Source organism: Tardiphaga sp. vice304, from assembly GCF_007018905.1.
GTDB lineage: Bacteria > Pseudomonadota > Alphaproteobacteria > Rhizobiales > Xanthobacteraceae > Tardiphaga.
Genome location: NZ_CP041402.1, coordinates 1,641,000 through 1,655,927 on the forward strand (window position 1 = coordinate 1,641,000; position 14,928 = coordinate 1,655,927).

Here is a 14,928-nt window from a genome sequence, read left to right on the forward strand (position 1 = left end):
CCGGGACCGCGGTTTCAAGATCCTGTCACCGACGAGACCGGGGAGGAGATCCATCTCGCTCCTCTCGATCCGATCAGACCTCTCTAGGCGTGCTCAAGGCACCATCGTTTGAGGGTCGAACACGGCCAATCTTCGCGTAACCGCCGATGTAAGGTCGCTCGATGAATTGTCGCTGAGAAAGCGGTCCAGCGTCGCCTCGATCGACTCTTTCACAAGATCGGGACCCCGGTCGCTCATGTCGGTGTGCCGAGCATCGGTCTGGACGATGTCGATTCCGGCGGCTTTCGCCGCCTCCTCGTCCGGGACCACGCCGGGATCCGCCTTGAAGACGTTGTCGTGCGACCGGAAGGACAGGATCTTGAGGCGGGCGTCCGTCACGAACGGAACACGAAGGTTGTCCAAGGTAACGACTTGTTTCACCCGCGAGGCGTGCTGCTTCGCGTAGTACATCGAGATGTCGCCGCCATTCGAATGGCCCAACAATGTAAGGTCGCCGTAGTCCGCGTGGGGCTGCCGTTTTTCCATTTCGCCGAGCACGAAGTCGATGTTGGCCTCGCCCCGCTCGTAGATCTGCAGCCGCCCCGCATATAACGCGCCCTTCACGGTGACCAAGGGGGCATCGCTCGGCAGGTCGTGCTGGATGCTGAGCACGAGATACCCCCGGGCCGCCAGCGCGTTCGCGATGAAGGAATATTCGGTGTTCTTGACAGTATTGCCTTGGCTGATCACCGCGACAGGCAGCGTCGAGTAGCCGGCGTCAGCCTTGATTTCGGCGTCGCGGCGGACGGCCACATCCACCATGACGTCGCGGTTTCGCACTTGATCATGCAACTCCAGCGATTCATGGCGAATGGCTAATTTGCTGAAACAAAAATATCCGCCGATCGCGACAACGGCCAACGATGCCGCGACTTTCCACTTGTTCACCTATCGTCCCTAACTTCTGTCATTCATCATTGAGGAAGGCACACCCTTTACCTCTTATACCAAATCTCAGAAATTGTGACTCGTTGACGATTCCCAAATCAGTTTCGCTCTGATTCATTGGTGGCGAACGATTGAGGTTCGTCATGTCTATCTGACCGACGTCCTCATGCGTATCGTCGATGGTCACCCGATATCGATTAACTGCTGCCGTGAGCCTACAGAACGCAATACCTCAAGGCCGTGACCTAAGAACAGCGCTTACGATCGATCATCGCCCGGTGCACGATTACACGATGACGAACGACGTTCAGTACATTCCGCCGGAGGCACGGCTTCGTTCAATCCGGATCAGCGAGTCAGCCATTCTGCTGGTTGGTGGCCCGGGCCGTTTGAACAGTTGTTGCCGTCGCTAAAGGCCCAGGGCTTTCCGGGGCGAGTCAACCAAGCCAGAACAAACGTTAACGCCAGCGTGGGCAGGGCTGAGCCCCACTGGGGCGCCCATTTGGTGAGCGTATGGTAGAGCGCAATCCCGGCGAGCCACAGCAGTGCGGCCGTGATGTCTACTTTGCGCGATGAAAGCTCAAACTCGGGTTTCCCCGAGCCGAGCCGGCCTAGTATCACGCCATACAGGGGCACAAAAACAGAGCTCAACATGAGCAAAAAGGGCTCGAGGCTGTGTATGGGAAGTACCAGTGCCAGACCCGTACACAGCACGGCCAGCAGCAGACCCCAGCGGCGGATGCTCCAAGCGGGCTTAAGGCTGTGCGCAGACACCGAACCCGAATACACATCGCCATAGGCGTTGTCCAACTCGTCGATCAGGATCAAGCCAAGGGCAATTAGGCCGCCTTGTGCAAGCAGCAGGGCGCCGACGAGATGGGTGCCGGGCTCGGCTACGCTCACAACCATCACACCTAAAGTGTAGCACCAAATGTTGGCCATCGCATAACCCAACCAAGTTCCGCCAAAAGTGCCGCGGCGACTGCGGCCATAGCGGGCATAGTCGGCCACCAGTGGCAGCCAAGACACCGGCATGGCAATCACTAGATCCATCGCCGACATTAGGCCCATGCTGCCATTGCCCGGGCGAGCCCAAAACACATCAAACCCTTGAGCATGCAACTTCGAGCCAAATTGCCACGTCAGCCACAGCAGCGACGCAATCACCAGCGGCAGACCAAAGCGGCTCACAAAGCGGCGTACCAGTGTGACCATCGAGCCGGCCATCAGCGCCGTCAGCACGCCGCCCCACAGCAATGTGGTCAGCACCATGCCTGGTGGATCGTCGAGCGATAGGCCCAGGCTTTGCTTGCCAATGGCCGCAGTGCCCTCGCGCATGATTACCAGCTCAAATGTGGTCCAGCCAATCAGCTGCGCGATATTGAGCATCACAGGCAGCCGTGCAAACATGCTGCCGTAGGTGCGGTGCATCAATCCTGCACTCGACAGACCGCTGTCGCAGCCCAAGCTGGCGGTCCAAGCCAGCAGACCCCCACCGATCAGGGAGCCCAGCACAACGGCCATCGCGGCGTCGTGTGTGCCGACCGCAGGAACAAGATAGGCACCAATTTGCACCACCAGCAAGCCAACGCCAAGGCTGAACCAGAGCGAAGCGTGCGTGTTCCAAGCGAAAATTCGGCTGGATGTCTCCAGAGGCGTCAATGCCTCGTTACTAGACGTTTTGGATATAGTTGCCATCAGTAGGGTTCCAAGGTTGATCGATTGTTCGCCAGCAACTGATTGAAACGGGATTGATAAGCTGGACTTGCTTGATGCCTCGGATTCCGATTGCCTCCTTTGCCGCAGCTGGCATTATCACGTTAGCGCAGGCGTTTTCGGGTTTTGACGGAGCCCGCTAAGTTGAGAATGCTACAACGCCATAGAATGAAACTGACGGAGTCTTGGAAATCTCGTTAACGTGGCAATGCCACCTCGACGCAGTCCATGTACTTGCACTTGATGCATTCGTCGTTGACGATGTAGGTCAATCAGGCCTCCTTCCGGCAGATTGCAGAGGTCAACTCATTCACCATGTGCGCCATCGCGATGCTCGCTCGTTGGCTGATAATGGACGCATAGAAGACCCGTGTCCTCGGGCTCGATCGGAACGCCGAACAGTAGACATTTGAGGGACGAGAGGGGTGCGTTCGTTTCGTCGCAGCAGGTTTTTCCACCGAGGTGCGCGCAGTCCTGGCAAACCCCGAAGCGCCGATGTGCCCCACTCGCAGCGACAGTGGTCAGCACTTGGTGCAGGGCATGGTGCATCGCAGTCTGCTCTTCCGCGTCGAGCGAATTCACGGCGCGCACTAGAACTTCGAACGGATCGCGCGCAACCGCTTTATTACCTTTGCCCGTCAATCGGAGATTGACGCTTCGCCCATCCGCCGCGGATCGGCGTCGGACCAAGTACCCACCTGCCTCAAGCGCCTTAATGGTTTGCGTTGCCGTGCCACGGGTGGTCGCTTGAAACTCCGCGAATGCCGATGGATTCCGGGAGTATTGATTGGCGCGGGCGAAGTAGCGGAGCGCCATCCATTGGGCGGGACTGAGTTCGCCGTCATAGCCCTCGGCTTGCACGAGCCGCCCCACCAGTATCAGGAGTTCCGCCGTTTCACGCGCTAACATGATTGCCTCTTCGATGAATCCGTACAAGGATAATAGCGTTTCGAATTCAACTTGACAACTGATTGGATGACAAATAGTTTTGTTTCGAAAGTAATTATAGCGACAGAGAAGCTAATTAAGAACGACAGAAGAGAAATCTCGTACCGGTATTGTCACGTTAGCGCAGCAAAAGAGTTTTCGGGTTTAGACGGAGCCCGTTAAGTGAATGAAAATGGTACAGCGCCATGGAACGAAACTGGCGGAGTTTGAAAGCAAATTCTCTCAACGTGACAATGCCAACCCGCGGTCCTTGAAACCGCAGCGGAGGAAGAAAAATGCCGGCAGTTCAAGAGACCATCGAGCGAGTCCGTCACCTCAATGTCGACCAGTACAAGTACGGGTTCGTTACCGATATCGAGTCCGACAAGGCCCCGAAAGGGCTTTCTGAAGATACCGTTCGTTTCATCTCGGCCAAGAAGAACGAACCGGCCTGGATGCTGGCCTGGCGGCTGGAAGCCTATCGCCGCTGGCTGACCATGGAAGAGCCGACTTGGGCGCGTGTCCACTATCCGAGGATCGACTATCAGGATCTGTATTACTACTCGGCGCCGAAGCGCAAAGAGCTGGCTTCGCTCGACGAAGTTGATCCGGAAATCCTAAAAACCTACGAGAAGCTCGGAATTTCTCTTCGCGAACAGGAGATGCTCGCCGGTGTCGTGCGCCCCGAAAGCGAGCGCCGCGTAGCTGTAGACGCTGTGTTCGATTCTGTTTCGGTCGCAACGACGTTTCAGGCCGAGCTGAAAGCAGCTGGCGTCATTTTCATGCCGATCTCGGAAGCGATCCGTGAGCATCCGGACCTCGTGAAGAAATATCTCGGCACGGTGGTGCCGACCACCGACAATTATTTCGCGACATTGAATTCGGCGGTGTTCTCCGATGGCTCGTTCGTTTACTTGCCGCCGGGCGTGCGCTGCCCGATGGAGCTGTCGACTTACTTCCGCATCAACGAGGCAAACACCGGCCAGTTCGAGCGCACGCTGATCATCGCCGACAAGGGCGCTTATGTGAGCTATCTCGAAGGCTGCACTGCGCCGCAGCGCGACGAGAACCAGTTGCATGCCGCCGTGGTCGAACTCGTCACCCACGACGATGCCGAGATTAAATACTCGACGGTGCAGAATTGGTATCCGGGCAACTCCGAAGGCAAAGGCGGCATCTACAATTTCGTCACCAAGCGTGGCGATTGCCGTGGCAAAAACTCAAAAATTTCGTGGACGCAGGTCGAGACGGGCTCGGCGATCACCTGGAAATATCCGAGCTGCATCCTGCGCGGCGACAATTCGCGCGGCGAGTTCTATTCGATCGCGATTTCCAACGGCTACCAGCAGGTCGATTCCGGCACCAAGATGATCCATCTGGGCAAGAACACCACCAGCCGGATCATCTCCAAGGGCATCGCGGCGGGCGTCTCGCAGAACACCTATCGCGGCCTCGTCACCGCGCATCGCAAGGCCACCGGCGCGCGTAACTTCACCGCCTGTGACTCGCTGCTAATCGGCGACAAGTGTGGCGCACATACCGTGCCCTATATCGAGGCGAAGAACTCTTCCGCGCTGTTCGAGCACGAAGCCACCACGTCGAAGATCTCCGAAGACGTGCTGTTCTATTGCGTGCAGCGCGGGCTGTCGCAGGAAGAGGCCGTCGGTCTCGTCGTCAACGGCTTCGTCAAGGACGTGCTGCAGCAACTACCGATGGAGTTTGCGGTCGAGGCGCAGAAGCTGATCTCGATCTCGCTGGAAGGGAGTGTTGGATGACCGCGTTGCTCGAAGTCAAAAATCTCAAGGCTCAGGTCGAGGACAACGAGATTCTGCATGGGCTGACGCTCACCGTGAACGCGGGCGAAGTGCACGCCATCATGGGGCCGAACGGCTCCGGCAAATCGACGCTGAGCCATGTCATCGCCGGCAAGCCGGGCTATGAAGTTACCGGCGGCGAGATACTGTTCAAAGGCGAGGACCTCTTCGAAATGGCGCCGGATGTGCGCGCCGCCAAGGGCGTGTTCCTCGCGTTCCAGTATCCGGTGGAAATTCCGGGCGTGGCGACGATGACGTTCCTACGCACCGCGCTGAACGCCCAGCGCAAGTCGCGTGGAGAGAGCGAATTCTCGACGCCTGAATTTCTGAAGAAAGTCCGCGAGGTCGCGGGCAAGCTGAACATTCCGCAGGACATGCTGCGTCGTGGCGTCAACGTCGGCTTCTCAGGCGGCGAGAAGAAGCGCAACGAAATTTTGCAGATGGCACTGTTTGAGCCGAGCCTGTGCATCCTGGATGAAATGGATTCAGGCCTGGATATCGATGCGCTGCGCGTCGCCGCCGACGGCGTCAATGCTTTGCGCTCGAAGGATCGTGCGATGGTCATTATTACGCATTACCAGCGGCTGCTGAATTACATCATTCCCGACTTCGTGCATGTGATGTCGAAAGGACGCGTCGTGAAGAGCGGCTGTAAGGAACTGGCGCTGGAGCTGGAGAAATCCGGTTACGCCCAGTTCGAAGACGTGGCGGCTTGACGCGTAAGCCGCAAAAGTGAGCGCCAGTTTTATAAGTGGAATACGCGTAATTGATAGAACGGTTTGAATGATGAACGTTGCAGTGGCAAAGACAAACACCGGCCGGGCGCTTGGCGAAGCATTCACCGTCGAGCGCGAGCGGCTGCCCGGTTCGGGCATGGTCATGGATGCGCGACGGAAGGCGTTCGAGGATTTCGGGCGATTGGGCCTGCCGCATCGCCGCGTCGAGGACTGGAAATACACGGACTTGCGCGTCTCTATGCGCGAGGTGCTTCCGCTCGCGGCGCCCCCGGATCAGGCGGCATTGACGCGAGCCGCTTCTGCCTTGAAGTCGCTGCCAGTGGAAGGCGCACGTCAACTTGTTCTGGTCGATGGCCTATTCGCGCCGCAGTTGTCCAATCTCGGAAAGCTGGAAAAGGGCCTTACCATCCGCGCGCTGCGCGATGTGCTGGAGTCCGGAAACGATGTTATCCGAAGTCAGCTTTTGCAGTCCGGCACTTCCTCTGATCCGATGATCGCGCTGAACACGGCGCTGATGACTGACGGCGTTGTCGTCGAGGTCGGCGATGGAGCTGAACTGGTGCAGCCGCTGCATATTGTCCATTTCGCCAGCGGCGGAAGCCCTGCGGCGATGGTCACACGCTCACTTCTGAGCGCCGGTGACAATACAAAGGTTACGCTGATCGAGAGTTTTATCGCGGCGGAAGGCGCAAAAGCCTATCAGGTCCACGACGCGCTGGTGGTATCCCTCGGCGCGAATGCGCGGCTCGATCATGTGCGTCTGATGCAAGATGCTCGCGACGCCTTCAATATCTCGACTATCCTTGTTACGCTCGGTGCGAAATCCCATTTCAACACGTTCAACCTGACGGGCGGCGGCAACCTCAGCCGCTATCAGGCGTTCATCACGTTTGCGGGCGAGCATTCCCGCGTTGAGACCAACGGAGTCAACCTGCTCAACGGCACCCAGCATGGCGACACCACGCTGTTTCTCGATCATGCCGTGCCGAATTGCGCGAGCCGCGAAGTGTTCCGCGCGGTACTAGACGATCGCGCCCATTCGGTGTTTCAGGGCCGCATCGTCGTACGTTCCCATGCGCAGAAGACCGACGCCAAGATGATGACGCGCGCGTTGTTGCTCTCGGATGAGGCCGAATCCGAGAGCAAGCCCGAGCTGGAAATTTTCGCTGACGACGTGACCTGTGGTCACGGTGCGACGACCGGCGCGCTCGACCAAAGCCTATTGTTCTATCTGCGCGCGCGCGGCCTTTCCGAGAAGGAAGCGCAGGCGCTACTGATCGCGGCGTTTGTCGGCGAGGCGATCGAGTCCATCGTCGATGATAATCTGCGCGATATCGCTGTTGTCGTCGCGGAGCGATGGCTGGCGGCGCGAGGCTGACGATGCATCCGGCGGTCGCAAACGGCTCATACGATGTCGCGCGTGTGCGGGAGGACTTCCCGGCGCTGAGGTCGATACGCTGGCCGAGTCCATGGTCAAGGCACGAGAGGTTTTCGCATGAGTGACGACACGCCCACCGTTGAAAAGCCCACCACAGAAAAGCTCGCGACTGGCGCGCAGCCCGCGCCGGCCGGAAAACCTTCCGCGCTGCCGGAGGCCGAGATCACCCGGCTCACCGACGAGATCGTGACCGCGCTCAAGACCGTCTACGACCCAGAAATTCCGGCCGACATCTACGAGATCGGCCTGATTTACCGCATCGACATCGCCGACGACCGCACGGTGAAAGTCGACATGTCGCTGACCTCGCCCGGTTGCCCGTCGGCGCAGGAACTGCCGGTGATGGTGGAGAACGCCGTTGCCAGCGTGGCGGGCGTCAAGGAAGCCAACGTGGCGGTGGTCTGGGACCCGCCCTGGGATCCGAGCCGGATGTCGGAAGAGGCGCGCGTCGTCCTCAACATGTGGTAACCTAATCCTCGGCCTGAAGCCCCCACATTGAGGGAGCAATCGTTTGTTAAATTCAACCTGTTGCAATTTTCAACTGGCTCGGAGAACATGATGGCCACAGCCCCGCTGAGACCCCAGATGATGCGGCTTACGGATGCTGCCGCAGACCGCATCAAATCCGTGATGGCTAATGCCGGCCGACCGATCGTTGGCGTGCGCGTGGGCGTCAAGAAGGGTGGCTGCGCCGGCATGGCCTACACCATGGAATATGCGGAGAAGGCCGGGCCGTTCGACGAGGTGGTCGAGGACAAGGGCGTGCGCGTCCTGATCGACCCCAAGGCGGTGCTGTTCCTGCTCGGCACCGAGATGGGCTACAAGGTCGAGAAATTGACGGCACAGTTCGTGTTCAACAACCCGAACCAGACGTCCGCCTGCGGCTGCGGCGAATCGGTTCAACTCACTCCGGCGACCGAAACGCACTAATTTCGACAAGGCGTCTTTCGATTGACGCGGACGACATCCGCGAGATGTTGCCGCCTTCCGGCGAAATGAGGACATCATGAGTGTCAACGTCACAGCCCGTTCGCTTTTGCTGACCGAATTCGTGTCGGCGTTTTTTCTCGCCATGCGTTATTTCTTCAAGCCGAAGCCGACGCTGAACTATCCGTTCGAGAAGGGGCCGATCTCGCCGCGCTTCCGCGGTGAACATGCACTACGCCGTTACCCCAATGGCGAGGAGCGCTGCATCGCGTGCAAGCTTTGCGAGGCGATCTGCCCGGCGCTGGCCATCACCATCGAGGCCGGTCCGCGCCGCAATGACGGAACCCGCCGCGCCGTGCGTTACGACATCGATATGGTGAAGTGCATCTATTGCGGATTGTGCCAAGAGGCATGTCCCGTCGATGCCATTGTCGAGGGGCCAAATTTCGAATTCGCGACCGAGACGCGCGAGGAGCTGTACTATGACAAGGCGAAACTTCTCGCCAATGGCGATCGCTGGGAGCGCGAGATTGCGAAAAGCATAGAACTTGATTCGCCCTACCGGTGAGGTGAGGGCATGATCCTTCCCGCGCTGTTCTTCTATCTGTTCGCCGGCGTATGCGTTGCATCCGCCGGTGAATGGTGATTGCGTCGCGCAATCTCGTGCACTCGGTGCTCTTTCTCATTCTGGCGTTGGTCAACGCATCCGGCCTGTTCGTGCTGATGGGCGCCGAATTCCTCGCAATGATCCTCGTCGTGGTTTATGTCGGTTAAGTAGGGACAGGTGCTCGGTGTAGGCGCGCCACTCGGCGGACGCCTCTGTCTTCAGGCGCTCAAAGAAGCTCTTGGTCTCCTCCTGGACTTGCTCGATGCCTCGGATCTCGATTGCCTTCTTTACGAAGCAACGGGCACCAGATGCGGACGCGAGCTTCCATAGAATGAAAGCACACGCCGCAGCTCGATCGCGTGGAAGGCACACGCGCCTCCGGGCTCGTCGGATCGCCAGAAAAGCCCCCAGAACCTGGGCCGCCAAGAAGAACCCGCAGACGAGAATGCCGGGCCGCATCTTGCTGACGCAAAGTGCAGCCAACATCAGGCGACCGGCGGCGACGTCGTCCTCCATGAGGGTCTCAAGTGCCTCACCGATAAGATGAATTGTCTGCGACGGCTCAAGTCCGAGGCGGTCGGCGAGTTCTTTGTAAGTCGTGAGGTTCCCGGTCTGGGCCTGATCTATGAGAGCTTGGCGGAGACGTTCTTTCAACATGCAACTCCGATCAAGTTCCTCGCTCAAGAGCTGTCCTCGCTGACGACCTCGCCGGTCGTCGTGACAATAAGCCGGAATACCCGATCTCGATAACGAAAGGTCAGGCGGAAGCGGCCCTCGTCCTCACCGATACCGCGCTCGCTCGTGCTGTAGACGATGCCGCGTCGCATCTCGACCATGAGCTGCTCAACCGGCAGTTTGAGACCCCGGGCGACCGGCGTCGCATCGACCTCGACGGCGCCCTCCGGCACGCGGATGCTGGTGGCGATCTCATTCGCCGTGTCGGTCATGAGCGCGCTCGCTCCTTGGCTGAAAGTTTGACGCACGGGAGTTCCGTTTCGTCAGGCTGCATTGGAACGCCGAGCAGCAGGCATTCGAGGACCGATGAAGGCATGTTTGTTAAGCTGCAGCAGATGTCTCCGCCGATGTAGCAGCAATCCCGGCAGACGCCAAAGCGCCGATGCGACCCGCTCGCGGCTACGGCAGTCAGCACTTGTTGCAGGGCGTGAACGGCGGCGCGCTGTTTTGTATCGGGGGCCGCGACTCCCCGCATTAGAACTTCGAACGGGTCGCGGCGAGTGCATCGCGACCATTGTCGGTCAGTTGCAGACTGACGCTGCGTCCATCGATCTCCGACTTCTGCCGGTGCAGGTAGCCGCCGGCCACAAGCGCTTTGATGCCTTTGTGTCGCGGTGCCGCGTGTGATCGACTGCTCAGCGAAGGCTGAGGGAGTGCGGGAGAGCTTGGCCCCGGCGAAGAAGCGGAGCGCCATCCATTGGGCCGGGCTCACCTCGCCGTAATAGCCTTCCCCCTGCATGATCCGCGCTGCTTGCAGCAGAAGGGCCGCCGTTTCGCGTGCTGACATGTTGACCTTTCCGACAAAGTAGTAGTCGTTCGAAATCATATTGACAAGTGGTCTGGCGGTTGTTAGTTTGGTTTCGAAATGAGTTGAGGCGGGAATGAACACCAGTCCAGTTGTCGACGATGCCGTCGAGCTCATGGTTCGGCTGGCTGTCACTGATCCCCACGTAACAGCAGCCGAGCTCGCCCTAGTGGCCCGTTCGCCGTCATCCACGGAGGCGCTGTTGGCTCGATTGCGGAGCGGCAATCCACAGGCGCGGTTACCGCTTGGCGCGACCGGCTGCGTTGATCTCGGCTGCGGATATTTTCGAAGCCGTGAGCGGGGGGAAGTGCGACCCGGCCTTGCCGGCGATATCTCCGGATCTCCGACCCGGGGACGCGGTAATCGGGGTAAATCTGCTTCAAGCGGCGCTCAAGACCTATATTCTGATTTTCCTGCGCGGGGTCAGGCTCGCCGACCTGCTGCCTGACGCAGCGACCACACCTGCCGACCGCACTCATTCGCCGAGCCGTCCCATCCCTCATCGGATGAGCTCTGCACTGATCAAGCAGACAACAAAGTGCTGAAGAGCGCAGCGAAGGGATATGCGATGCTCATCGAAACCGAAGCGACACCCAACCCAGCAACCTTGAAATTCAATCCTGGTCGGATGGTCGGCGGCGACTGTACACACCAGTTTTCCGATCGCTCCGCTGCAGCCGGCTCGCCGCTTGCCCGGCGCCTGTTCGCCATCGACCAGATTACGGCAGTCTTCTTCGGACCCGATTTCATCACAGCGACCAAGACAGACGCAGTCGACTGGCCGACCGTCAAGCCCGCGGTGTTCGGTGCAATTATGGAGCACTACGTCGCAGATGATCCTCTGTTTGATGTCGAAACGGCAGAGACCGGTCACTCGGCAGCAGAGGAAGACAGCGATCTCGTCAACCAAATAAAAGAGCTTCTGGACACGCGCGTACGCCCCGCCGTCGCTCAAGACGGTGGCGACATCGTCTTCCGCAGCTTCCAAGACGGGGTTGTCTATCTGCATCTGCAAGGCAGTTGCGCCGGATGCCCGAGCTCGACCGCGACGCTCAAGACTGGCATCGAAAACATGCTGCGTCACTACTTGCCGGAGGTCACGGAGGTTCGTTCAGTTTAGCCGGCATTTCTCACGGTCACAAGGAATAGAGCCGCTCATCGGAATTTCTTACGACTGGTCAAGGAATTGAAGGCCAGGAGAAATGCAGGTTAGAGAGCCTGTCGGCGGCAGGGGCTGGTTGCTAACTAAGCTGACCTGTGGGTTCTGGAACGTCGTGTAGCAGGCAACGAAACAAGACGCGTGCCATGCCACGGGCACTGGACCGCAGAGAGGGCACTCGCTCAATCACCAATATGGACTGCAACTCATGATCGAGCAGAGCGCGATGGAGACGGACAGTTATCCGAAGTTTCATAACGAGGCCGGAGCGCCAATCGTGCGCATTGGCTGACGTGAGTTCAAGTGCATTGCGACAATGCCGCCACAAGATCATCCGCACGTCTATCTTAACATGGGTAATGCCAATGAGATCGTTTGCCCCTATTGCGCGTCGCTATTCCGCTTCGATCCTAGTTTGGGCTTACGCGAAGCAGAGCCAGCGTCTTGCGGCTACAGTGATGCCGATTTCGAGGCTTGGGCGCGACAAGTACAAACCACAGCGTAACCCGCTGCCAAGCCGAGCCATTGCGCGTCAGCGTGCGGCCTCTGGCTGCACGCTGACGCGTGAGCGTAGGAGCCACTAGATCCATGAACGCCCAGCTGTCACCAGGCCTAACCAACACATCAATGGTCGACCCTTTCGGGCGCACCGTCAGCTATCTGCGCGTGTCGGTGACCGATCGCTGCGACTTTCGCTGCGTCTACTGCATGTCGGAACACATGACCTTTCTGCCAAAGAAGGAGCTCCTGACGCTCGAGGAACTCGATCGGCTGTGCAGTGCATTCGTGGCGAAAGGCGTGAAGAAGCTTCGGATCACTGGCGGCGAGCCGCTTGCGCGCAAGAATATCCTTTGGCTGTTTGAGGCCCTTTCCCGGCACCTGAAAACCGGCGCGCTTGAAGAGTTGACGCTGACCACGAATGGTAGCCAGCTCCCGACGTATGCGCAGGCCCTCAAGGATTGCGGCGTTCGGCGCATCAATATCTCGCTTGACACGCTGCAGCCCGACCGTTTCCGCGCCATCACGCGGTGGGGAGATTTCTCGCAGGTAATGGCGGGCATCGAAGCCGCGGAGAAGGCGGGGCTCAAGATCAAGCTCAATGTTGTCGCCCTCAAGGGCGTCAACGAGGACGAGATCGAGGACCTGATCCAATTCGCGCACGGCCGCGGCATGGACCTGACGCTGATCGAAACGATGCCGCTCGGCGACATCGACGGCGACCGCACCGACCAGTACCTGCCGCTCTCCATCATCCGGGCGCGGCTGATGGACCGATGGACGCTGACCGACATCCCTTACAAGACCGGCGGCCCGGCGCGCTACGTCGAGATTAAGGAGACCGGCGGTTGCGTCGGCTTCATCACGCCAATGACGCACAACTTCTGCGAAAGCTGTAATCGCGTGCGCCTCACCTGCACGGGCATCCTCTACATGTGCCTCGGTCAGGATGACGCGGCAGATCTGAGAAAATCGCTTCGCGCGAACGGTGACGATGTGGCACTGTTCGATGCCATCGACGAGGCGATCTCGCGCAAGCCCAAGGGCCATGACTTCGTCATCGACCGGCGCACGAAGAAGCCAGCCGTTGCGCGGCATATGTCCGTGACCGGGGGGTGATTGTGGGCGCAGCCATGTCAGGTCGAAAACGACTGTGGGCTGGCCGAACGGCGATGTCGCGCGTGACAGTTTGACGGAGCAAAGGAGACGAGTTCGCATGGCCATGGATGCACTGGAGATCGAGCGCCTCATCAAGGCCGGACTGCCGGATGCCCAGGTGATAATCCGGAATCTGGCTTGTGACGGCGACCATTACGAGGCGCATGTCGGCTCGAAGCTCTTAAAGACAAGACGCGCGAGCAACAGCACAAGACAGTCTACGACGCGCTTGAGGGCCGCATGGGCAGTGCGCTGCATGCGCTCGCACTGCAGACCTCTATATATACCCAAAGACGCTTAAACGCCGATCAGGCCGTAGCACCGAGTCACGGAGAAAGGAACGCCATGAGCGAGCAGGAAGCCCACGATTTGATCCGCAAGCAGGTCACCAGTAATGACATCGTGCTGTTCATGAAGGGCACCAAGCAATTCCCGCAGTGCGGGTTCTCGGGCCAGGTCGCACAGATCCTTGGCCATCTGGGCGTCGACTACAAAGACATCAACGTGCTCGACGATCCAAGAGTCCGCGAGGGTACCAAGTCCTACACGAACTGGCCCACAATCCCGCGGCTCTACGTCAAAGGCGAGTTCGTCGGCGGCTGCGATATCGTCCGCGAAATGTTTCAATCGGGCGAGCTGCAGGAGCTGTTAAACCAAAAGGGAGTGCCGACGGCACGGCGCGTGGCCGGGGCCGAAATCCTATCCATGGGCGGAGTCCTGCCGCCTGATTGACGGCCAGCCGCAAGGCCACCGTCCCTCGCAACCCGTATCGCAAAAAAGGGAATCACGAGCCATGACGACCACATCCATCACCGTCACCGAGCGCGCGGTCGAGCGCATCGCGCAGATCGTCTGCAACGAACCTGACAAAAAGATGTTTCGGATCAGCGTCGAGGGCGGCGGCTGTTCGGGCTTCGAGTACCGCTTCGATCTCGTGCCCAAGGCGGAGCCCGACGACGCCGTGATCGAGCACGCTGATGCGAAGGTCCTGGTCGATTCGCTCTCGCTCGTCTATCTGGCGGGCTCGGAGATCGACTACGTCGACGACCTGATAAGCGCGTCGTTCAAGATCAAGAATCCGAACGCGACCGCCGCCTGCGGCTGCGGCACGAGCTTCTCGGTCTGAAGCCGATCCGTCACGGGCACACTCGCGTGCTCGACACTCGCGCCAATGCTTGAGAGCTTCCTGAATGTCTATCGCGGCGACCATCCGAGAGAAACTGATGATCGCGCTCCGGCCGACCCGGCTCGACGTGATCAACGAGTCGCATGTGCATGCGGGCCACCGGAGCTCGCCCGGCACGGGCGAAAGCCATTTCCGCGTGCTCGTGATGTCGCCCGAGTTCGCCGGCAAATCGCGGGTCGACCGCCACCGGCTGGTCAACGACACGCTCGCCGCCGAGTTGAAAGGCCGGGTCCACGCCCTCACCATCCAAGCTTACGCGCCGGCGGAAAAGATGCCGGAGGGTCAAAAAATTGA

At 59.3% G+C, this 14,928-nt stretch carries 15 protein-coding genes and 4 pseudogenes; 14 read left to right on the forward strand and 5 right to left on the reverse strand.

The genetic code is table 11. The features are described 5' to 3' along the window. Positions 1-93: 93 nt before the first annotated feature. From FNL56_RS07765 to FNL56_RS07780, 3 genes are all read right to left on the reverse strand, one after another. Positions 94-927, reverse strand: coding sequence for an alpha/beta fold hydrolase (locus FNL56_RS07765; RefSeq protein ID WP_143572278.1), 834 nt, complete (start codon positions 925-927; stop codon positions 94-96). Positions 928-1,275: 348 nt separating this feature from the next. Further along, entirely contained in the window at positions 1,276-2,625 is a 1,350-nt protein-coding gene (locus FNL56_RS07775) for a purine-cytosine permease family protein (protein WP_143581913.1), read from the reverse strand. A gap of 324 nt (positions 2,626-2,949) precedes the next feature. Continuing rightward, positions 2,950-3,552, reverse strand: a complete 603-nt coding sequence (locus FNL56_RS07780; protein WP_143572281.1) for a MarR family winged helix-turn-helix transcriptional regulator — start codon at positions 3,550-3,552, stop codon at positions 2,950-2,952. Positions 3,553-3,866: 314 nt separating this feature from the next. Between FNL56_RS07780 and sufB the strand changes: the two genes are divergently transcribed. The 7 genes and pseudogenes from sufB to FNL56_RS07815 all read left to right on the forward strand — a co-directional run. After that, on the forward strand, positions 3,867-5,345 hold the full coding sequence (gene sufB, locus FNL56_RS07785) for a Fe-S cluster assembly protein SufB (protein ID WP_143572282.1): 1,479 nt from the start codon (positions 3,867-3,869) through the stop codon (positions 5,343-5,345). Further along, a complete protein-coding gene (sufC, locus tag FNL56_RS07790) occupies positions 5,342-6,100 on the forward strand; it encodes a Fe-S cluster assembly ATPase SufC (RefSeq protein WP_143581914.1) in 759 nt (252 codons plus the stop codon). The genes sufB and sufC overlap by 4 nt, the downstream gene beginning before the upstream one ends. A 70-nt stretch (positions 6,101-6,170) precedes the next feature. Beyond that, positions 6,171-7,499, forward strand: coding sequence for a Fe-S cluster assembly protein SufD (gene sufD / locus FNL56_RS07795; RefSeq protein ID WP_143576081.1), 1,329 nt, complete (start codon positions 6,171-6,173; stop codon positions 7,497-7,499). A 117-nt stretch (positions 7,500-7,616) separates the two neighbouring features. Beyond that, positions 7,617-8,027 (forward strand): SUF system Fe-S cluster assembly protein, encoded by a 411-nt coding sequence (locus FNL56_RS07800; RefSeq protein WP_143572284.1) that lies wholly within the window; start codon positions 7,617-7,619, stop codon positions 8,025-8,027. A gap of 90 nt (positions 8,028-8,117) precedes the next feature. Continuing rightward, positions 8,118-8,489, forward strand: a complete 372-nt coding sequence (locus FNL56_RS07805; protein ID WP_143572285.1) for a HesB/IscA family protein — start codon at positions 8,118-8,120, stop codon at positions 8,487-8,489. A gap of 76 nt (positions 8,490-8,565) precedes the next feature. Beyond that, positions 8,566-9,054, forward strand: a complete 489-nt coding sequence (gene nuoI / locus FNL56_RS07810; protein ID WP_143572286.1) for an NADH-quinone oxidoreductase subunit NuoI — start codon at positions 8,566-8,568, stop codon at positions 9,052-9,054. 9 nt (positions 9,055-9,063) lie between these two features. Further along, positions 9,064-9,257, forward strand: a pseudogene (locus FNL56_RS07815) (NADH-quinone oxidoreductase subunit J); the annotation flags it as partial. Between the two features lie 516 nt (positions 9,258-9,773). Here the strand turns inward: FNL56_RS07815 and FNL56_RS07820 are convergent. Next, on the reverse strand, positions 9,774-10,040 hold the full coding sequence (locus FNL56_RS07820; protein WP_143572287.1) for a DUF6522 family protein: 267 nt from the start codon (positions 10,038-10,040) through the stop codon (positions 9,774-9,776). Then, the gene (locus FNL56_RS28280; RefSeq protein ID WP_246660898.1) at positions 10,037-10,750 is read right to left on the reverse strand and encodes a hypothetical protein; all 714 of its coding nucleotides are present in this window, start codon (positions 10,748-10,750) and stop codon (positions 10,037-10,039) included. Before FNL56_RS28280 ends, FNL56_RS07820 begins: the two co-directional genes overlap by 4 nt. A 451-nt stretch (positions 10,751-11,201) precedes the next feature. On the opposite strand from FNL56_RS28280, the gene FNL56_RS07830 reads away from it, so the two are divergent. The 7 genes and pseudogenes from FNL56_RS07830 to FNL56_RS28285 all read left to right on the forward strand — a co-directional run. Next, a complete protein-coding gene (locus FNL56_RS07830) occupies positions 11,202-11,753 on the forward strand; it encodes a NifU family protein (RefSeq protein WP_143572288.1) in 552 nt (183 codons plus the stop codon). A 265-nt stretch (positions 11,754-12,018) separates the two neighbouring features. After that, positions 12,019-12,297, forward strand: a pseudogene (locus FNL56_RS07835) (zinc-finger domain-containing protein). Positions 12,298-12,380: 83 nt separating this feature from the next. Continuing rightward, complete coding sequence (gene moaA, locus FNL56_RS07840) at positions 12,381-13,409, forward strand: GTP 3',8-cyclase MoaA (RefSeq protein ID WP_246660899.1); 1,029 nt, start codon at positions 12,381-12,383, stop codon at positions 13,407-13,409. A 97-nt stretch (positions 13,410-13,506) separates the two neighbouring features. Beyond that, positions 13,507-13,730, forward strand: a pseudogene (locus FNL56_RS07845) (BolA/IbaG family iron-sulfur metabolism protein); the annotation flags it as partial. Positions 13,731-13,793: 63 nt separating this feature from the next. Further along, a complete protein-coding gene (grxD, locus tag FNL56_RS07850; protein WP_143576084.1) occupies positions 13,794-14,180 on the forward strand; it encodes a Grx4 family monothiol glutaredoxin in 387 nt (128 codons plus the stop codon). 61 nt (positions 14,181-14,241) lie between these two features. Beyond that, a complete protein-coding gene (erpA, locus tag FNL56_RS07855) occupies positions 14,242-14,574 on the forward strand; it encodes an iron-sulfur cluster insertion protein ErpA (RefSeq protein WP_143577674.1) in 333 nt (110 codons plus the stop codon). 64 nt (positions 14,575-14,638) lie between these two features. Next, positions 14,639-14,905: pseudogene (locus FNL56_RS28285) on the forward strand (BolA family protein); the annotation flags it as partial. Positions 14,906-14,928 lie beyond the last annotated feature (23 nt).